Genomic DNA, 18,062 nt, shown 5'->3' on the forward strand with positions numbered 1-18,062 from the left:
AAATATATGAGTGAAATGTATAAAATATTTTATTTACTTCAAATTTATATATATTTTTGATATGATTATGTAGATATACTAGTGAAGGAGTGAATTTTATGGATATAGTTTATATAAGCGGTCATAAGCACCCTGATACCGATTCTATTTGTTCTGCCATTGCTTATGCTGAATTTAAAAACAAGACAACAAATCTAAAGGCAATTCCTATAAGACTTGGGGATCTCAATCGCGAAACTCAATTTGTTTTAGATTTTTTTGGAGTAGAATGCCCTGAACTTATAGAAACAGTAAAGCCTCAAATAAAAGATTTAAATTTTGATATTATGCCTCCTATTCATCCTGAAGCCTCACTTAAAATGGTTTGGTCTCTCATGAAAAAACACAATGTAAAAACTCTTACTGTAGTAGATGAAGATGATAAGTTAATTGGCCTAGCTTCTATTACAAATATTACTTCTACATATATGGATATTTGGGATAATGCTATACTTTCAAAAAGTAAGACTACTTTAGAAAACATCATTGAAACTTTATCTGCAGAGTGTATTTATTTAAGCGAAAATACAAAATACTTTAATGGTAAGATTGTAATTACAGCTATGCATCCCGATAATGCTCGTGAAATAATCGAAGAAGGTGATATTGTAATCTGTGGAGATAGAGAAGATGCTCAAGAATTAACTCTAGAGTGCAAAGCTTCTTTAATGATAATAACAGGCAAAAATAGTATAAGTGCTAATATTTTAGAAAAAGCTAAAGAAGTTAATTGCTCTATTATAGTAACTCCTTATGATACCTTTACCACTGCTAGATTAATACCTCAAAGCATACCTGTAAAATATGTTATGTCTAGTGAAAATTTAGTAGTATTTCAAGAGGAGGATTTGATAGAAGACGCAAAGGATATTATGATTGAAACCAGATATAGAAGCTATCCTGTAATAAATACAGAACATAAAGTTCTTGGAAGTGTTTCTAGATATCACCTTATTTCTAAAAATAAGAAAAAGGTAATATTAGTTGATCACAATGAGAGAACTCAATCTGTACCTGGCCTGGAAGATGCAGACTTACTTGAAATAATTGATCATCACAGAATTGGAGATATTCAAACAGGTTCCCCTATTTACTTTAGAAATGAACCTGTAGGTTGTACTGCAACTATAATATCCTCAATCTTTTTTGAAAATGGTATTAGACCTTCTAAAAAGATTGCAGGTATCCTCGCTTCAGCTATTATTTCTGATACCCTACTATTTAAATCGCCTACTTCAACTAATACGGATAAATTAATGCTTAAAAGATTAAGTGAAATTGCCGACATAAATGTGGATAGTTTTGCTAGTGAAATGTTTAAAGCTGGAACCTCATTGCAGGGTAAATCCGTTAATGAAATTTTTAATCAAGACTTTAAGACTTTTAAAATGAGTTCCCTTAAGGTAGGAGTTGGTCAAATAATAACCATGGATAGAGAAGGCTTTAACTCAATTAAAGCTGACATGATTTCTTATATGGAAAGTAAATGTGAAAGTGACAATTATGACTTATTAATACTTATGGTTACAGACCTACTTAGAGATGGGTCAGAGCTTCTTGTAACAGGCAATGAGAAGCATATAGTATCTAAGGCCTTTAATAAAGCTATAGTAGATAATAGTTTATATGCTGCTGGGGTAATGTCTAGAAAAAAACAAGTAATACCACCTTTAACCACTGCTGCTACAGAACTAAAATAATTAGTAAACTTATTAAGCCCCTTTACATATAATAATACTGATTAATATATGTGGAGGGGTTTTTATGTATTGTAAATATTTTTATCCTATTACGCCTATGGAAAAATTCTGTCCAAAAATAAAGTTTCATATTAAATTTAAAAAGGTTAATATGAAAGAATTAATAGATTAGAATTAAAGGGAGTTTCTCTGCATATTAATTAATAAATAGGTTAATATGGAGGGATGAAACAATGGGGGTAGGCTATTTACTAGGGTGCTTGCTAAGTTTAATTTTATGGAAAATTGATAGGCAATATGTTTTTAGTGTTATTAACTCTAAAATCAGAAAGATACTTAAAACTGACTTTTTAATTACTGCATTTTATATAATTCTTTTGGTATTGCTATATTTTTTATATAGATTAAGTAATAATAAGGAACTTTTAAACTTTATAACTTCATTTTTAGTAATAGACATAAGTAATACTGAAAGGAAAAATCTAAAAAAAAGAGAAAAGGTTCATTTTTACGATTCCATTTCTCTAATATCTCGTTCAATTGTTTGTGGATTCATAGCTCCAATTATGTATATACTTTTTTTTGACAACTATGTGGCTTTAGTATATGCACTTATTTATAATATAAGTTTACAAAATAACATATTATTCTTTAACTTTGTATTTAATATTTTTACAATAGTTCCCTCTTGCTTTGTTCAGATTGTTTTATATTTAATATACCTATGTAGAAACAAAAAAATTTCTATAGATTTTAAGGGAGATTATCTTTTAAACTTCTATATGAAACCTTTGCTTAACGTAGATATTTTAGCTGCATATATAGAATCTGTAAATTTTTATTATTGTTTTAATGACAATAATACAGATTATATAAAAAGCTATGGAGAGTATACTAATAAAATTGATGATATTTGTATTAAAGACTACTTAAGTATTGCTTATAGTATATGCATGGTTTGCTTTGTTGTTTTTTTTATAGTAATACGAAAATTTAACTAAAAAGGATTTTGCCATGCAAAATCCTTTTTTAATAAACTATCTTCCTCTTAAGTTATTAACCATTCCCCACATTTCATCTGCAGCTTTAATTGCTCTTGAACCAAATTCAAAGGCCCTTTGAGACAAAATCATATCTGTCATTTCCTTTGACACATCTACATTAGACCCTTCAACAAAGCCTTGCAATATATTAGCATTTGAAATAGTTGGAATAACCTCTTCTCTTGCAACATAAAGATTCTCTCCCACAGAAATAAATGCGTCATCTCCTACAGCATTGTAGGTATTTATTTTTCCTACTTCTCTTAAACCACTATTGTTCGAATCATCAATTTTGGCAAATAAACTTCCATCTTCTTTTATTATAAAATTATCCTTTGTAAATTTAATTTCCTCTTCTTCTTCAAAAAGCTCTATAGATAGTTTGTTTCCATTCTTATCCATAAGTTCTCCATTATTATCAATGTTAAAGCTACCAGATCTAATGTATCTATATTCTCCATTTTTTGTTTCAACTCTAAAATATCCTTCTCCATCTATAGCTAAATCCGTTTTAATATTAGTTTGAAGTAGGTTCCCTTGAGATTTATCTCTTATCCAATTTGCTGTCCTAACTCCTGTACCTGTAATTAAGTTTTTATTTTCTCCCCTATTAACTGGATATCCTCTTCTGTCTAAGGCCTCAGACATAAGATCTTTAAAGGTTACATCCATTCTCTTATAACCTTCTGTATTTACATTAGATAAATTATTTGATATAGAATCTAATTTATCCTGTTGCGCTGACATTGCACTTTTACCATTCCAAAGTATTCTAAGCATTTAAATCACCCTCATAATCAAATTATCTTACAGAGCCTAGTTCATTTACTGCTTTTCCTAAGGTTTCATCAATAGATTGTATTAGTTTTTGGTTTGTTTCAAAACTTCTAATAACAGTCATCATATCCACCATTTCTTTTATCACATTTACATTAGATTTCTCAACCTGGTATTGTCTAACACTAATATTATTAGTTTCTCTTTCATTTTCCCCTCTATAAATGTTATCACCAAATTTCTGTAAACCACTGTAGTTTTCGAAATCTACAGTATAAAACCTATATAAGGGACTTCCCTCCACATTTAAATTGCCTTCACCATCTAAAACAAAATTATTGCTTTCTATTCTAATAGGCTCAATTTCCTCAGTTTCCAAATTGACACCTAACACATTGTCACCACTGCTGTTTACCAAATACCCTCTAGAATTTACATGAAAACTTCCATCTCTAGTATAATATCTATTAACTCCAATTCCGTCATTTCTTTCTACTGTAAAAAATCCGTTGCCTTCTAAAGAAAAATCTGTTGCCTTATCTGTTTTTTCAAAGACTCCTTGAGTAAAATTAGTGTTTACATCGTCAATTTTACTCCCTAAGCTAATTTCTCCTAAATCCTGTCTGTAGTTTTTTCCATTTTGAATTTTATCATAATTATATAATAAAACCCTATCAAATTCTTTTACAGATAAGTTTCCACTTTTAAATCCAATAGTATTTACATTGGCTAAATTATTGGTAATTACTCCTTGCTTACTCTCTTGAGTAATCATGCCTGAAACTGAGGTGTAAAGACTTCTTATCATTTGCTAATTTCCTCCTCTATTAAAACCTTCATATCTTCTGGATACTCCATTCCCATAGAACGTGCTCTTTTTTCAATTTCATAAGGACTTATTTGATAATTTATTTTAGCGCCTATCATAACCATAGTGCTAAATACTATTCCTATGCCTACTCCTAATAAAAGCTTCTTATCACTTAGAAAAAATATTACTTCTTTTATTTTAGATATAATTCTTTTATTAATAGCAATTCCCCCTTGCCTATTTGGAGCTTCTGAGCAATATCCTCTAAAGTCATTCCTTTATCCAATAATTCTCTAACTTCATCTATTTTAACATTATTCTTTTTTTCTGATTTATCATATACTTCATTATGTACTATTTCTCTAGGCTTTTCTTCAGGTATTACTTCTTTCTTTATATTTTCATTTATAATTAGTTTTATTTCTTCTAGCTCCATTTGAAGGTTAAAAATAGCATCTTCTATTTCTCTTGTAGAGTTTACACTTTCTTTTTCATCATTCACAATTTTAGTAAAGGACCTACTATCCTTTTTTAAAGCTATCACATTTATACCTATTAATAAAAAACCGAATATTAATAAAATTATAGTCATATTATCACCTAATTTAGCTTTCTAAATTATATTTTAATTTTTTAAGCTCTCCTCTTAAATTTACAATGGCCCTACTATGTAATTGGCAAACTCTTGATTCTGAAACCTCAAGTATCTTGCCAATTTCTTTTAATGTTAATCTCTCATAGTAATAAAGGGATAATACGGTTTTATCTTTTTCCTTTAAGTTATTTAAAGCTCTCTCTAAGTGCTCCAAAAGTTCCTTTTCCTCTAAAGTTTTCTCGGGATTTGGGCTCTTTTCATCTATAATTGTTCCCATTAGTGGAATATCATCATCCTCAGAAAATATTAAGTCTTCTAGGGAAACAACGGAAATATAATTTATATAACTTTCAATTTGTGAAACCTCTTCTACTGAAATGCTTAGTTCTTCACTAATTTCCTTTATATTAGGCTCACTAAAATTTTTCTTCTGTAATTTTTCTACTGCTTCATTATATCTATTTAATTTATCTATGGCCCCTTTAGAAATAGGACTGATTTTTCTTAACTCATCAATCATGGAGCCTTTTATTCTTATAGAAGCATAGGTTGAAAATTTCATACCTCTCGATTCATCAAATTTATTTATAGAATCCATAAGCCCAATCATACCATAACCAACTAAATCTTCAAATTCTATATGTTTAGTTTTCCCAATAATAATTCTAGATGCGATATATTTAACAAGAGGTATATATTGTTTTATTATTTCTTCTCTCATCCCAGGGCTCATTGATGCATTCATTATTAATCCTCCCTTGGTGCATTTTTCCTTTGCTCTCTCATAATTTGAAACAGCAGTCTCACAATTTTTTCACTGGTTCTATTATCAACATCTATAAATGCCACTCCACATATATTTCTTTTATCTTCTTTTTCTACTCTTATAATTTTTCCTTTTAAGTGAAGCTCTTCATCTTTCAAAGTTAAAGAAATGGCTATTATATCTCCACTATACAGCTCTTTAGTAGTGGATAGCTTCATGCCACCTGCACTTACATCTAATGTAAAACCTTCGAAAAACTGCGCATCTTCTGAAGAATCTATTACAGAACAAATTGCCTTAGATACTGTAAGAACTCTTACATAATTTCTTCTTTGAATTTTAATAAAGTTTTTAGGTGTTGCAATCAAAATCATCATTATTCTATCGATTTTTCTTCCAACCACCACCGTGTGAAATTTAAAAGTTCCCTTATAAGAATAGAAAATTCCTTCTACCTTCTCTCCCTTTTTTAAGGGTAAATACATTCCTTCCTTAACTGGAATACTTATACCAATATGATCATCGTAAATATCTTGAATATTACTTTTATAAATTCCATCCTCCATTAATATTTCAATTTTTCCATTGACTGTAAATTTAATATTATTCGTCATCACATCATCCCCTATGAAAAAATACTAAACAACTTCTTAAATAAACCCTGAACTCCTACACTATCGCCTAAACTTATTTCACCTACTATTTCATTTGCGATAGAATTAATCTCTTTTGCTACGTCTGAATTAGGGGAGCTTATTACGAAAGGCTTTTGCTTTCTAACTGCCTCCACCAATTTTTTATCATCTGATAAGGCGCCTAAATATTGCAATTTTATCTCTAAAAAATTATTAACTGTGTTATTAAATTTGTTATAGGTTTCCATTCCTTCTCTTAAATTAAAGGTCTTATTTACTACAACTTTTGCTGAAGATTTTATTTTAAAATGATTTACAACCTTTAGCAAACAGTAAGCATCTGTAAGAGAGGTTGGCTCTGGAGTTGTTATTACAATTAGCTCATCTGAGCAAGCAATAAATCCTAATACATTCCTACTTATTCCAGCACCCGTATCTAGTATAACATAATCTAAATCGCTTAAAGAAGTTAATTTTTTTAAAAAGCTATCCCTTTTATCCTTTGGAATATCCTCAACTGAGGTAAAACCAGATCCCCCTGGCAATAACTTAACCCCATGAGGACCTTCAATCACTACATCCTCAATCTCCATATTATTAAATATTATATCCTTAATATCATATCTAGGTAAAATACCCATCAACACGTCATCATTTCCCATACCAACATCTGCATCAAAAATTAATACTCTTTTTCCTTTCATTTGAAGGGTAATGGCTAGATTTACAACAAAATTGCTCTTTCCCACTCCGCCCTTACCAGAGGTAACTGTAATAACCTTAGGACCTTTTCCCTCATGTTTAATCTCTTTTTCTTCTACTTCTTTAGCTAATTTTCTCAGTGTTGCCGCTTGATCTAGCATATACTATCCTCTCCTAATATCAAATTCACAATTTCATCCTTTGACATAATCATTAGGTCATCAGGTACACTTTGTCCAACGGTAACATAGCTCAAGGGCTTTTTAGCACTTTGTAGTATATTTAATATAGATCCATAAGAAGTAGTTTCATCTAGCTTTGTTATTATAACATTATTAAAACCTAAAGGTTTATATCCTTCGATTATTGTATTGATATCTTTATTCTTTATAGTAGAACTAATTACTAAATGTATATTTTCAGTATTAATCTTATCAATTAACATTCTTAATTCTGAAATTTGCATTGCATTTTTAGAACTTCTTCCTGTAGTATCTATGAGTATTGCGTCGTAGTCTTTCATGCTGTCTAAAGCTTCTTCCATATCCTTTTGAGTAAATACCACTTTAAAAGGTATATTCATTATATCAGCATAGGTTTGAAGTTGCTCAACTGCCCCTATTCTATAAGTGTCTATAGTAATCAATCCCACTTTTTTCTTTTGAATCAAAGCCAGGCTTCCTGCTAGTTTTGCAATGGTAGTCGTCTTACCTACTCCTGTTGGACCTACTAAAACTATTTTTCCTTCAGTTAAATGTTTTGATGTGTGTATCATTTCTTTTAAAACTAATTTTATTTTTTCTATGGATTCGATGTTTTCTTCTATGTTATTTATTTCTTTACTTATATATTTAATAATTTCATCGTTTAAATCTGTATTTTTTAATATTGATTGAAGAGGATTCTTTTCTTCCTGGTCTCCCTCTCCTCTCACAATTTTATCCATCATTAATTTCATTTCCTGAAGCTCTTTATATATATAGTTTTCCTTATCCTCATCTTGATTTTTCTGAACTATTTTTTTAATTACCTCTATACCATCTTCTAAAGGTTTTTTTTCTTCTTTTTCGCTATTATCCACCGCTGCTGTAACTTCGATTGCCTTTTTTTGAAAAAAACCTAAAAATCCTGGTCTTTTTACTTTTCTTTGGCTTATAATAATAGCTTCTTTTCCAAGTTCATATCTAATTCTAGTTAAAGCTTCATTCATGTTGTTTACAATATATTTCTTAATTACCATCTTATATTGTTACAACTCCTTCAGTTTGAATTTCTATATCATTTGGTATTTCATTTATAGATAACACATATAAATTAGGGAAAACCATCTCTGTAAGTTTTCTAAAGGCTGGTCTAATTTTCGGTGATACCAAAATCACAGGTTGATTTTCATAAAAAAATGTACTCTCTACAGTATTCTTTAATGAATTTAATAACCTTCCAGTCTTATCTGGATCAATGGCTGGAAATGAACCTTGAATAGATCTTTGTATATTTTCAGAAAGAAGCTCTTCTACATCTGGAGAAAGAGTAATCACCGTTATAACTCCTCTTTCATCTACTAATGGATTGCATATACTTCTTCCCAGTGAGAATCTAACATACTCTGTTAAAAGTTCAATATCCTTTGTACTTCTAGAGTTATCCGCTAATGACTCCAAAATAGTAACCATATCCTTAATGGAAACCCTTTCTTTTAAAAGGTTTTGAAGTACCTTTTGAATTTCTCCAACGGTCATTAAGTCCGGTATTAATTCTTCAACTACTGCATTATATTTTTCCTTCACTGAATCTACTATCATCTTAACCTCTTGTCTTCCTAGCAGCTGATAAGAGTTATTTTTTATAGTTTCAGTAAGGTGTGTTACCATAACAGTAGTAGGGTCTACCACTGTTAATCCCTTTATTTCTGCCTCTTCTCTGCTATCTTTGTTTATCCATATTGCAGGAAGTCCAAAAGCGGGTTCTACAGTTTTTATTCCTTCTATACCATATTCACCATTACTAGGATCCATGCACAATAACATATTTGGCATTAAATCTCCTTTTGCAACAACAGTTCCTCTTATTTTTAATACATATTCATTGGTCTTAAGTTGTAGGTTATCCCTAATCCTTATAGGCTGCACAACTATACCCATTTCAATAGCACATTGCCTTCTAACAGAAGTAATTCTTTGAAGTAAATCTCCTCCTGAACCTTCATCAGCTAGAGGAATTAATCCGTATCCAATTTCTATGTCCATAGTTTCTATATTTATCAAATTCATAACATTTTCTGGTTCACGGTTTTCTATTTCTGTTATTTCAATTTGTTCCTGTTCCATTTGCTCTATAACCTTTTCATTTTCATCTTTGTATAAGAAATATGCTCCTACCCCTGTACTTATAGAAAGTATTAAAAATGGAATCTTAGGAAGTCCTGGTACTAAAAACATGGAAAACAATATAACTGCTGCCATAGCTATTACTTTAGGAAAGGTAGTTAACTGTTTACCAATGACATCTCCAAAATTATCATCGCTTCCAGAACGAGTAACTAAAATACCTGAGGCTGTGGATATTAAAAGAGCTGGAATTTGAGAAACTAGACCATCTCCTATGGTAAGCATTGTAAAGGTTTTTGCAGCATCTCCTATGCTCATTCCCATCATTACGCTTCCTATAATTATTCCTCCAGCAATATTTATTGCTGTAATTATTAATCCTGCTACAGCATCACCCTTTACAAATTTTGAAGCTCCATCCATGGCTCCATAAAAATCTGCTTCTTGTTGCAGTTTTTTTCTTCGGTCCCTTGCTCCAACTTCGTCAATAAGCCCTGAGTTTAAATCTGCGTCAATACTCATTTGTTTACCAGGCATAGCATCTAATGTAAATCTTGCTGATACTTCTGATACTCTTGAAGAACCACTAGTGATTACAACGAATTGTACAATTATTATGATTAAAAATATTATAATTCCAACAACGTAGTTTCCACCAACAACAAAACTCCCAAAGGCAGCGATGATTTCCCCACCTTCTCCTTCTCCTAAAATTAATCTTGTAGAAGAAAGATTTAAACCTAATCTAAAAAGTGTAGTAACTAAAAGTAATGTGGGAAAGGATGAAAATTGCAATACTTCCGTTGTAAACATTGTAATAAGCAGTATGATTACGGATATGGTTATATTTACCGCTATCAATATATCTAAAACAAGTGACGGCAATGGTATTATCATCATCATAACAATACCTATTACTCCAAACGCTACTAACATGTCAATATTATTTTTTATACTAGTTCTGTTTTTAAAGTTTTCCAAGTGAACACCGCCTTAACTATTTCATCTTCATAACTAGTGCAAGAATTTGAGCTACAGCTTGATACATTTCTACTGGTATTTCTTCATCTACTTCTACTTTTTCATACATAAGTCTAGCTAAGGGTTTATTTTCGATAATAGGCACATTATTTTCCTTTGCCTTCTCCCTTATTTTTAAGGCTACATAATCCGCTCCTTTAGCTACAACCATTGGTGCCTTATTTTCCCCTTCCTTATACTTTATAGCAATGGATAGGTGTGTTGGGTTGGTTATAACCACTGTTGCGTCTGGTACAGACTGCATCATTCTTCTCATAGCCATCTCTCTTTGTCTTTGCCTTATTTTCCCTTTTATTTGAGGGTCACCTTCCATTTGTTTAAATTCTTCTTTAATCTCTTGTTTACTCATTCTCATTTCCTTTTTAAATTGAAACTTTTGAAATATAAAATCTGTAAGGGCAATTGCCAACATAATTAATGTTATTCTAAAAAATATTTTTAAGGCTAATTCTCCAAACTGTCCTAATAATACAGGAAATCTTAGATTATATAAATTTACAATGTAAAAATAATTTCCTACTATGAACTTGTATCCCACAAAACCAACTATTATAACAATAGATAGAGATTTTATTAACTCCATTAAGGATCTCATGGAGAACATTCTTTTAAATCCATTAATAGGATTTAATTTTTTAAAATCTGGTTTTAATGGTTCCTTAGTATAAATAAATCCTGTTTGAATAAAGTTTGCAAAAATACCCATTACCATAATTGGCACTGTAATAGGTAAAATAGTCAATGAAAGCCTAGTTATAATAACAACAGATATATTTGCTAAAGTTTTGTAATTTAATTCAATGCTTGTGAAATCTTGCAAAAATGCTATCATTGTTTCCTTTAAATTCCCTACTACAAACTCTCCGGCTAAAGATATTATTAATGTTGAAATTAATAGAGTTAATCCAAGATTAACGTCCTTACTCTTTGCAACTTGTCCCTTTTTCCTTGCCTCGCTAAGTTTATGAGGTGTAGCTTCTTCTGTTTTATCATCGGAAGCAAAAATTATAATAAATGGTACTGTATTAAAAATCCCCCGAAATAATTCTGGTATTTTTAAAAAATTACTTTTCATTAAATTTATGAAAATAGGAAGTGCAAAAGTAAAGGTCATAAGCCCTACCAAGATTTTAATTGGCAATCCTAAAATCATTATATTTAGTTGGGGGACTGTCCTTGCCATAAGCCCCAAGGTTAAATCTGTAATTATAATTATCAATACTATTGGTATTGCAATTTTCAAACCTAAACTAAAAAAATCTATAAATATTTTTGTAACTATACCCGATAATGAATCTAGAAGTAAAAACTTTCCTAAGGACACATATTTATAACTTTCAATAAATTGATATATTAGAATATGATGAACATCCAAAATAAAAAACATTATTAAACTACACCAATATAATAATCTTTCTAGCAAAGTAGAATTGGTATTAGTATTAGGATCTAAAGTGGACATCATAGAAAAACCCACTTGTACATCCATAAATTGACCAGCCATTCTAACAGACATAAAACAAAGTTCTGTTATATAGCCTAACACTAGACCTGTAATTATTTCATTTACTCCAGACATTACAAAAGGAAATATGTCATTTATAGTTCCTACATAAGAATAATCTATTCCTGGCAATATTATGAAAGATAATATTAATGAAAATCCTATCTTAACCATTACAGGTGTCCCTTTGGGGAAAAATACAGGTGTTACTGTAAAGAAGGCTAAAAATCTTAAGAATATCATTATTAAAGCTGTATAAAAAGCAACATTTATCACCTATAACACCTACTTATTTTTTACTAAACTATGTTTGAGATTATTTCAAATATTCTCTCTGTAAATTGGACTAATTGATGTAGCATCCAGCTTCCAGTAAGCAGTCCTATTAAAGCTATAGCAATTAATTTAGGCACAAATGTTAAGGTTTGTTCCTGAATTTGAGTTGTTGCTTGAAATATACTGATTATTAAACCTATTACTATAGATGTAATAAGAATTGGAGCTGCAACCATTAATCCCGTAGTTATTGCATCTTTAACTATGCCAATTACTAAGTTTTCACTCATTTACCCACCTCATTTAAAGCTTAAAATTAAGGATTTTACAACTAAATACCATCCATCTACCATGACAAATAATAAAATCTTAAAAGGTAATGATATCATAACTGGTGGCAACATAAACATTCCCATAGACATAAGAACGCTGGCTACCACTAAATCTACTATTAAAAAAGGTATGTATAGCAAAAACCCTATTTGAAAAGCTGTTTTTAATTCACTTATAATAAAAGCTGGAACTACTATTTGAAGAGGTACGTTTTCCCTAGTCACCTCTTCACCTACTTTACCCACTTCTAAAAACAGCTTCAAATCCTTTTGCCTTGTTTGCCTTAACATAAACTCTCTTAAAGGTTTAGCACCTTCCTGGAAAGCTACTTCTTGGGTAATTTTATTATCTAAAAAGGGTTTTAAAGCCTTTGTATTTATCTCATTATATACAGGAGACATTATAAAAAAAGTAAGAAATAATGCTAGTCCAATTATTACTTGATTTGGTGGAGATTGCTGAGTTCCCATAGCATTTCTCAAAAATCCTAATACTAGTATAGTTCTAACAAAGCTAGTCATCATAACTATAAAAGATGGCAGAAGAGATAATACTGTAAGAAGGATTAAAAGTTTTATATTATCTACATAATTTTGTGGTGTAGTTGAATTATCAACAGATATATTTACTCTAGGAATGGGTATTTGTCCTGGCGCTGCATATACCTTGCTGTTAATCCCTATCATAAATATTAACGCCACAAAAGCTATTATAAATAAAATAATTTTTTTCTTTTGTTTCATATCTTCTCTTCCTTCTTTTCCTTTATTTTCAAAAGTAAATCAAATTCTTTTTTACTCTCTTCTAATTTTTTTAATTCTTCCTCTTGAAGGGAAAATAAAACTTCAATCTTTCCTTGAGTAGAGGATATAACGTAGCCTTTTTCTCCAATTTTAACCGCTAATATAGAATTATCCTTTGTCAAGGGTAATCTATCTAACACCTTCATATATCTTCCATTTTGAATCTTCCCAAGTTTTTCTCCACCAAACTTTAGTGAAAAATATATTAAAAAAATTATAAAGGGTAAAAATATTATAATTTTACCAATAGTAATTATAAACTGCAAATCTCCATTCATATTTATACTTCCTTATTATATAGTAAAGCTATTGTACAAGAATCTCTGTAAAATACACATTGTCACATAATCCTTCTTTAAACATTGGATTTATCTTATTTAATATTTCTACTTTAATTTTTTCTGTCCCTTCCGGTGAAAAATCCGTATGCTTTTTAGATCTAATTACGGTGTTAACAGAGTCTAGAATAACAGCTTTTTTAGCTTCTAATTCCTTCAGCATTTTTTTGTTATTGAAACCCACATGGATTCTAGCCTTTAAAAATCTTCTAGCATCTGCATCAGATAGATTTAATAAAAATTCTCCTAAATCATAAGTGTATTCCGATACTGCAGGTCTATACATGTTATTATTGTTAAAATTATTATTATTCATATTTACATTTATATTTCCTTGATTATTTCCATTATTATTTTTTTTAGAAAGGACTAAGTAACTTCCAAAAGTCCCTCCTCCAATTATCACGATTAAACATAGAATGATTAAAATTATTCTTAATTTATTTCCTCCACTTTTTTCCACTTTCTTTTCGCTCAATTAACATCAGTCTTCCTTTCTAATGAAACTATAACTATATTAACTCTTCTATTTTTTGCCTTATGCTCTTCTGAATCATTTGGGAATATTGGTTTATATTCTCCATATCCTGCAGCAGTAAATTTAGCCGGACTTTGCTTTTTTACCTCAACAAAGTATCTTAACACATTAACTGCCCTTGAAGTAGACAGTTCCCAGTTAGAATCATACTTATAATTTTTTATTGGTACATTATCCGTATGCCCTTCTACTATAATTGCATTTGGGAAATTAGAAATTAGCTTATTGAGTTTATCCAATATTGGCTTACTATCTTCTTTTATTTCTCCCATTCCACTTTCAAATAATATATTGTCTTTTAATTCTATTATTACTCCAGAAGTATCATTTCTAATAGTAACAGAGCTTTGCAACTCATTCTTTTGAACAGCTTCTCTTACCTTATCATAAAGCTCATTGTTTTTTCCTCCAGTGGCCATTCCTGTTTGAATTGTTTCTCCAACTAAAGGTATGTCTCCATTTTTCATGTTAAAGTCAAATATAGTTTGACCTGCATCACCTGATAGAACACTTTGAAAGGCAGAAGCAATTTGCTTAAATTTAGTGGCATCTACACTTGAAAATGAGTAAAGAAGAACGAAAAAAGTTAATAATAGTGTAACTACGTCCGCATAGGAAGCTAACCATTCATTTCCTCCTCCTCCGCTATCTCCACTATCTTTTTTTCTTCTAGCCATTCTCTGCCACCCCTTCTTTTGGTGCATTAGAAGCATATTCTAATCTTTCAGCAGGAGTTAAATATGAAATTAACTTTTCTTCTACTATTCTTGGATTAACTCCAGATTGAATAGATAATATACCCTCTAGCATCATTTCTCTAATAGAAGCTTCACTGTCGCTTTTCAAAGATAGGTTAGAACCCATTGGGTTAAACACCATGTAAGCTAGTAAAGAGCCATAGAAAGTAGTAACTAGGGCTTTTGCCATACCACTTGCTATCTGACTTGAGTCTGTTAGATTCGCAAGCATTTGTATAAGACCTATTAAAGTACCAACCATACCAAAGGCTGGTGCATATCCTCCCCAAGCTCTTAACATATCTGCTCCTATTTTATGTCTTCTTTCCATTTCAGAAATCTCAAGTTCTAAAATATCCCTAATAGTATCTGGTTCTATACCGTCAACCACCATTTGAAGGCCTTTTTTTAAAAAGTCATCTCCTATTTGATTTATTTCATCTTCTAGAGATAAAAGTCCTTCCCTTCTTGCCTTTCTTGATAAATCTATAAATTGGAATATGGTATCTATACTTGATTTTTCACTTTCTTTAAAGGATTGTACCATAATTTTTATTAATTTATTAAAATAACTCATAGGATAGGTTATGAGCATGGCTGCAAAGGAACCTCCAAGAGTAATTGCAATGGAAGCTGGATCAAAGAAAAGCTTTAGCTGACCAAAGTCATATTCTGTAAGGCTTTTCATAGCCATTGCCCATATTAATAAAATACTCCCAAGCACTATACCTATAAGCGTCAATAAGTCTCTCTTCTTCATCTTTTAGATGCCTCCTGAATATTAACTGTATATATATTCCTTTTATACAAAACGATTTTCTGGACAATAGTATCTAGGGATTCCTTTACTAAATACTTTCTTCCATTAACTAAAGTGATAACACTATCTGGCACACTTTCCATTTTTTCAATATGTTCATCATTTAAAATAAATTTCTTGCCGTCTAGTCCTGTTAATTCAATCATAGGTCTCCCCCTTCCTTCAGATTTTTAGATGTTTAGATATTTAGATGATAGTTAAGGATAGACTTCTGCATAGCAGAAGTCTACAATATCTACCCATCTACCATCTAACATCCATTATCTAACAAAAACTATCTTTTCAAGTTAACCAGTTCTTGAAGTATTTCATCCCCAGTAGTAATTATTTTACCATTTGCTTGGAATGCTCTGCTGGCAACAATCATTTCAGTAAATTGTTCAGCTAAGTCTACATTTGACATTTCAAGCATTCCTTGGATAACATCTCCATATCCTGCTTCATTACTCTCATCTGCTCCAACACCACTTCTAAATACAGCTTGTCCAGAGTTTGCTGTACTTGAGTATAGATTTTTCCCATCTTTTGATAATCCAGCTGGATTTTTAAAGGACGCTGTTGCTAATTGTCCTATACCTCTTACACTATTATCACTTAAAACAACTTTTATTAATCCATTTTTATCAACAGAAAAGCTTTTAACTCTTAGTCCAGCCACTTCATCTGGAATTGCTAAAGGAACTAAGTTACCTGTAGTTTCAATTGTTACCCCAGGTTCATTAACATTTACAGCTTCATCTATCACTGGCTTACCAGTTTCATCGTCATATTCAATTTCACTTCCCTCAAGAGAATATCCCATAACTCTATATCCATCAGATGTAACTAACTGACCAAATTCATCCAGTGTAAAAGCACCATCTCTTGTGTAAGATAATTCTAAGGTGTTTTCTCCATCTGCGTTTTCAGTGTCTATTACTCCACCTTCACCAATTACTATTCCTTCCCCATCTCCCATAGATCCTCTAGCTACTACGAAATATCCTTCTCCATCTACAGCAAAATCTAGATTTCTACTAGTTGGTTGCATGTTTCCTTGAGTCATTGTGGAATCAATACCAGATACTTGAGTTCCAAGCCCTACTTGACTGGGATTTGTTCCTCCAGTATTAGTACTTGGTCCTGTAGCTCCCTTTAAGCTCTGACTTAACATATCTTGAAATCTAACCCTTTGTGTTTTAAAAGCAGTAGTACCTACATTGGCAATGTTATTACCAATTACATCTAATTTAACTTGATTGGCTTTAAGCCCACTTATACCTGAATACATTGATCTTAACATAGTTTTAACCTCCAAAGTTAATTTAATTTACCCTGTATCTGTCCTTCAACAGGATTCGGCTTCCTTAAGGTCCAGCCTATAATATTACTAAACTATCAATGTTTGTAAATATATTACCCTGACTTTCATCCTTGCTCATTGCTGTTATAATAGTTCTATTTTTAATGCTTGCAATTAGAGCTACATCCTTGTATAAAATTACTCCTTCTCTACATCCCTTTTGTCTTGCACCATCTATTGCATCATTTATTTTTTTCATATCTTCTTCAGTAATTTTAATATCTCTTTCTAACAATCTTTGTGTAGCGTGCTTAGAAATGGTAACTTCATTATCTTTACTTATCTCTTTTTTTAACACTTGTTCAAAGTTACATGAACCATTATTATTACATTCTTTAACTTTAGGTTTATTAGAATAAGGTTGTAAGTTTTCAATATACTGAAGTTTACCATTTATAATTCTATAACTCATATTTATTCAACCTTACTTTCCTCATTACCTGGTGTTTCTGGATTCTCTGGTTCTCCTTGTGGTATATCTATAAGTTCAATTATATCTTCAATTTTAAATTGCTTAATTATAGCCACAGGTTGTCCATTTTCATCTTTTCCTTCGCCTACTAAAACATTAATTTTTATATTGTCTCCATCCTTTGATACTCCAGTAACCTTTCCCATATATAAGTTACCTTTTTCATCTACTCTATTTAGCATTACTCCTTTATTAATTAAAGAAGATGCTCCCATAAACCTCATAGTGCTATTTAAATTAGCCATCTGCTCTAGGGATGAAAATTGAGCCATTTGAGAGACAAATTCTGTTCCGTCCTTAGCATTCATTGGGTCCTGATTAGCTAATTCAGCAGATAATATTCTTAAAAACGCATTTTTGTCTAACTCTTGTCCTGGCTTTCTAATAGGAGTTCCTTTACTAGTTTTATCACTATTAGTCGTAGCATTTACTCTTTGAGATATTGGCAAATCAGACATACCTT

22 protein-coding genes are annotated in these 18,062 nt (G+C 30.8%); 2 read left to right on the forward strand and 20 right to left on the reverse strand.

Going from position 1 to position 18,062, the window contains the following annotated elements; translation table 11 throughout:
- Positions 1–98: 98 nt before the first annotated feature.
- Entirely contained in the window at positions 99–1,739 is a 1,641-nt protein-coding gene (locus ABDZ69_RS08850; RefSeq protein ID WP_343768883.1) for a putative manganese-dependent inorganic diphosphatase, read from the forward strand.
- A gap of 233 nt (positions 1,740–1,972) precedes the next feature.
- Positions 1,973–2,740, forward strand: coding sequence for a hypothetical protein (locus ABDZ69_RS08855; RefSeq protein ID WP_343768885.1), 768 nt, complete (start codon positions 1,973–1,975; stop codon positions 2,738–2,740).
- Positions 2,741–2,776: 36 nt separating this feature from the next.
- Here the strand turns inward: ABDZ69_RS08855 and ABDZ69_RS08860 are convergent, their stop codons facing one another.
- From ABDZ69_RS08860 to ABDZ69_RS08955, 20 genes are all read right to left on the reverse strand, one after another.
- Positions 2,777–3,562, reverse strand: a complete 786-nt coding sequence (locus ABDZ69_RS08860; protein ID WP_343768887.1) for a flagellar hook-basal body complex protein — start codon at positions 3,560–3,562, stop codon at positions 2,777–2,779.
- A gap of 22 nt (positions 3,563–3,584) precedes the next feature.
- Positions 3,585–4,367, reverse strand: coding sequence for a flagellar hook-basal body complex protein (locus ABDZ69_RS08865; RefSeq protein ID WP_343768889.1), 783 nt, complete (start codon positions 4,365–4,367; stop codon positions 3,585–3,587).
- Positions 4,364–4,492, reverse strand: coding sequence for a hypothetical protein (locus ABDZ69_RS08870; RefSeq protein WP_343768891.1), 129 nt, complete (start codon positions 4,490–4,492; stop codon positions 4,364–4,366). Before ABDZ69_RS08870 ends, ABDZ69_RS08865 begins: the two co-directional genes overlap by 4 nt.
- A 71-nt stretch (positions 4,493–4,563) precedes the next feature.
- A complete protein-coding gene (locus tag ABDZ69_RS08875; protein WP_343768893.1) occupies positions 4,564–4,962 on the reverse strand; it encodes a DUF6115 domain-containing protein in 399 nt (132 codons plus the stop codon).
- A gap of 13 nt (positions 4,963–4,975) precedes the next feature.
- Positions 4,976–5,710, reverse strand: a complete 735-nt coding sequence (locus tag ABDZ69_RS08880) for a FliA/WhiG family RNA polymerase sigma factor (RefSeq protein WP_343768895.1) — start codon at positions 5,708–5,710, stop codon at positions 4,976–4,978.
- A gap of 2 nt (positions 5,711–5,712) precedes the next feature.
- Positions 5,713–6,345 (reverse strand): flagellar brake protein, encoded by a 633-nt coding sequence (locus ABDZ69_RS08885; protein WP_343768897.1) that lies wholly within the window; start codon positions 6,343–6,345, stop codon positions 5,713–5,715.
- Positions 6,346–6,356: 11 nt separating this feature from the next.
- Positions 6,357–7,229 carry a MinD/ParA family protein gene (locus tag ABDZ69_RS08890; protein WP_343768899.1) on the reverse strand — a complete coding sequence of 291 codons (873 nt, stop codon included), beginning with the start codon at positions 7,227–7,229 and terminating at the stop codon, positions 6,357–6,359.
- Positions 7,223–8,308 carry a flagellar biosynthesis GTPase FlhF gene (flhF, locus tag ABDZ69_RS08895; RefSeq protein ID WP_343768900.1) on the reverse strand — a complete coding sequence of 362 codons (1,086 nt, stop codon included), beginning with the start codon at positions 8,306–8,308 and terminating at the stop codon, positions 7,223–7,225. The genes ABDZ69_RS08890 and flhF overlap by 7 nt, the downstream gene beginning before the upstream one ends.
- A 1-nt stretch (position 8,309) precedes the next feature.
- On the reverse strand, positions 8,310–10,331 hold the full coding sequence (flhA, locus tag ABDZ69_RS08900) for a flagellar biosynthesis protein FlhA (RefSeq protein ID WP_343769635.1): 2,022 nt from the start codon (positions 10,329–10,331) through the stop codon (positions 8,310–8,312).
- Between the two features lie 61 nt (positions 10,332–10,392).
- Complete coding sequence (locus ABDZ69_RS08905; RefSeq protein ID WP_343768901.1) at positions 10,393–12,216, reverse strand: fused FliR family export protein/FlhB family type III secretion system protein; 1,824 nt, start codon at positions 12,214–12,216, stop codon at positions 10,393–10,395.
- A gap of 23 nt (positions 12,217–12,239) precedes the next feature.
- Positions 12,240–12,506 carry a flagellar biosynthesis protein FliQ gene (gene fliQ / locus ABDZ69_RS08910; RefSeq protein ID WP_343768902.1) on the reverse strand — a complete coding sequence of 89 codons (267 nt, stop codon included), beginning with the start codon at positions 12,504–12,506 and terminating at the stop codon, positions 12,240–12,242.
- Between the two features lie 9 nt (positions 12,507–12,515).
- Entirely contained in the window at positions 12,516–13,235 is a 720-nt protein-coding gene (gene fliP / locus ABDZ69_RS08915) for a flagellar type III secretion system pore protein FliP (protein WP_425544646.1), read from the reverse strand.
- Positions 13,236–13,288: 53 nt separating this feature from the next.
- Positions 13,289–13,630: a flagellar biosynthetic protein FliO gene (gene fliO, locus ABDZ69_RS08920; protein ID WP_343768904.1), complete on the reverse strand. Its 342-nt coding sequence runs from the start codon at positions 13,628–13,630 to the stop codon at positions 13,289–13,291.
- Between the two features lie 28 nt (positions 13,631–13,658).
- The gene (locus ABDZ69_RS08925) at positions 13,659–14,168 is read right to left on the reverse strand and encodes a flagellar basal body-associated FliL family protein (protein WP_343768907.1); all 510 of its coding nucleotides are present in this window, start codon (positions 14,166–14,168) and stop codon (positions 13,659–13,661) included.
- Positions 14,165–14,905, reverse strand: coding sequence for a flagellar motor protein MotB (locus ABDZ69_RS08930; RefSeq protein ID WP_343768909.1), 741 nt, complete (start codon positions 14,903–14,905; stop codon positions 14,165–14,167). Before ABDZ69_RS08930 ends, ABDZ69_RS08925 begins: the two co-directional genes overlap by 4 nt.
- Positions 14,898–15,725 (reverse strand): motility protein A, encoded by an 828-nt coding sequence (locus ABDZ69_RS08935; protein WP_343768910.1) that lies wholly within the window; start codon positions 15,723–15,725, stop codon positions 14,898–14,900. Before ABDZ69_RS08935 ends, ABDZ69_RS08930 begins: the two co-directional genes overlap by 8 nt.
- Positions 15,722–15,931: a flagellar FlbD family protein gene (locus ABDZ69_RS08940; RefSeq protein WP_343768911.1), complete on the reverse strand. Its 210-nt coding sequence runs from the start codon at positions 15,929–15,931 to the stop codon at positions 15,722–15,724. Before ABDZ69_RS08940 ends, ABDZ69_RS08935 begins: the two co-directional genes overlap by 4 nt.
- 128 nt (positions 15,932–16,059) lie before the next feature.
- On the reverse strand, positions 16,060–17,067 hold the full coding sequence (locus tag ABDZ69_RS08945; RefSeq protein WP_343768912.1) for a flagellar hook-basal body complex protein: 1,008 nt from the start codon (positions 17,065–17,067) through the stop codon (positions 16,060–16,062).
- Positions 17,068–17,143: 76 nt separating this feature from the next.
- Positions 17,144–17,539 (reverse strand): TIGR02530 family flagellar biosynthesis protein, encoded by a 396-nt coding sequence (locus ABDZ69_RS08950; protein ID WP_343768913.1) that lies wholly within the window; start codon positions 17,537–17,539, stop codon positions 17,144–17,146.
- A 2-nt stretch (positions 17,540–17,541) separates the two neighbouring features.
- Positions 17,542–18,057: a flagellar hook assembly protein FlgD gene (locus tag ABDZ69_RS08955; RefSeq protein WP_343768914.1), complete on the reverse strand. Its 516-nt coding sequence runs from the start codon at positions 18,055–18,057 to the stop codon at positions 17,542–17,544.
- Positions 18,058–18,062: the final 5 nt, after the last annotated feature.

This window comes from Clostridium malenominatum, from assembly GCF_039521365.1.
Classification (GTDB): Bacteria; Bacillota; Clostridia; order Clostridiales; family Clostridiaceae; genus Clostridium_AW; species Clostridium_AW malenominatum.

Excerpts from the sequence above, each read along its gene's own strand:
- ABDZ69_RS08850 (WP_343768883.1), top strand. The coding sequence starts at position 99 with ATGGATATAGTTTATATAAGCGGTCATAAGCACCCTGATACCGATTCT.
- ABDZ69_RS08855 (WP_343768885.1), top strand. The coding sequence starts at position 1,973 with ATGGGGGTAGGCTATTTACTAGGGTGCTTGCTAAGTTTAATTTTATGG.
- ABDZ69_RS08860 (WP_343768887.1), bottom strand. The coding sequence starts at position 3,562 with ATGCTTAGAATACTTTGGAATGGTAAAAGTGCAATGTCAGCGCAACAG.
- ABDZ69_RS08865 (WP_343768889.1), bottom strand. The coding sequence starts at position 4,367 with ATGATAAGAAGTCTTTACACCTCAGTTTCAGGCATGATTACTCAAGAG.
- ABDZ69_RS08870 (WP_343768891.1), bottom strand. The coding sequence starts at position 4,492 with ATGGTTATGATAGGCGCTAAAATAAATTATCAAATAAGTCCTTATGAA.
- ABDZ69_RS08875 (WP_343768893.1), bottom strand. The coding sequence starts at position 4,962 with ATGACTATAATTTTATTAATATTCGGTTTTTTATTAATAGGTATAAAT.
- ABDZ69_RS08880 (WP_343768895.1), bottom strand. The coding sequence starts at position 5,710 with ATGAATGCATCAATGAGCCCTGGGATGAGAGAAGAAATAATAAAACAA.
- ABDZ69_RS08885 (WP_343768897.1), bottom strand. The coding sequence starts at position 6,345 with ATGACGAATAATATTAAATTTACAGTCAATGGAAAAATTGAAATATTA.
- ABDZ69_RS08890 (WP_343768899.1), bottom strand. The coding sequence starts at position 7,229 with ATGCTAGATCAAGCGGCAACACTGAGAAAATTAGCTAAAGAAGTAGAA.
- flhF (WP_343768900.1), bottom strand. The coding sequence starts at position 8,308 with ATGGTAATTAAGAAATATATTGTAAACAACATGAATGAAGCTTTAACT.
- flhA (WP_343769635.1), bottom strand. The coding sequence starts at position 10,331 with ATGTTAGTAGCGTTTGGAGTAATAGGTATTGTTATGATGATGATAATA.
- fliQ (WP_343768902.1), bottom strand. The coding sequence starts at position 12,506 with ATGAGTGAAAACTTAGTAATTGGCATAGTTAAAGATGCAATAACTACG.
- fliP (WP_425544646.1), bottom strand. The coding sequence starts at position 13,235 with ATGATAGGGATTAACAGCAAGGTATATGCAGCGCCAGGACAAATACCC.
- fliO (WP_343768904.1), bottom strand. The coding sequence starts at position 13,630 with ATGAATGGAGATTTGCAGTTTATAATTACTATTGGTAAAATTATAATA.
- ABDZ69_RS08930 (WP_343768909.1), bottom strand. The coding sequence starts at position 14,905 with ATGGCTAGAAGAAAAAAAGATAGTGGAGATAGCGGAGGAGGAGGAAAT.
- ABDZ69_RS08935 (WP_343768910.1), bottom strand. The coding sequence starts at position 15,725 with ATGAAGAAGAGAGACTTATTGACGCTTATAGGTATAGTGCTTGGGAGT.
- ABDZ69_RS08940 (WP_343768911.1), bottom strand. The coding sequence starts at position 15,931 with ATGATTGAATTAACAGGACTAGACGGCAAGAAATTTATTTTAAATGAT.
- ABDZ69_RS08945 (WP_343768912.1), bottom strand. The coding sequence starts at position 17,067 with ATGTTAAGATCAATGTATTCAGGTATAAGTGGGCTTAAAGCCAATCAA.
- ABDZ69_RS08950 (WP_343768913.1), bottom strand. The coding sequence starts at position 17,539 with ATGAGTTATAGAATTATAAATGGTAAACTTCAGTATATTGAAAACTTA.
- ABDZ69_RS08955 (WP_343768914.1), bottom strand. The coding sequence starts at position 18,057 with ATGTCTGATTTGCCAATATCTCAAAGAGTAAATGCTACGACTAATAGT.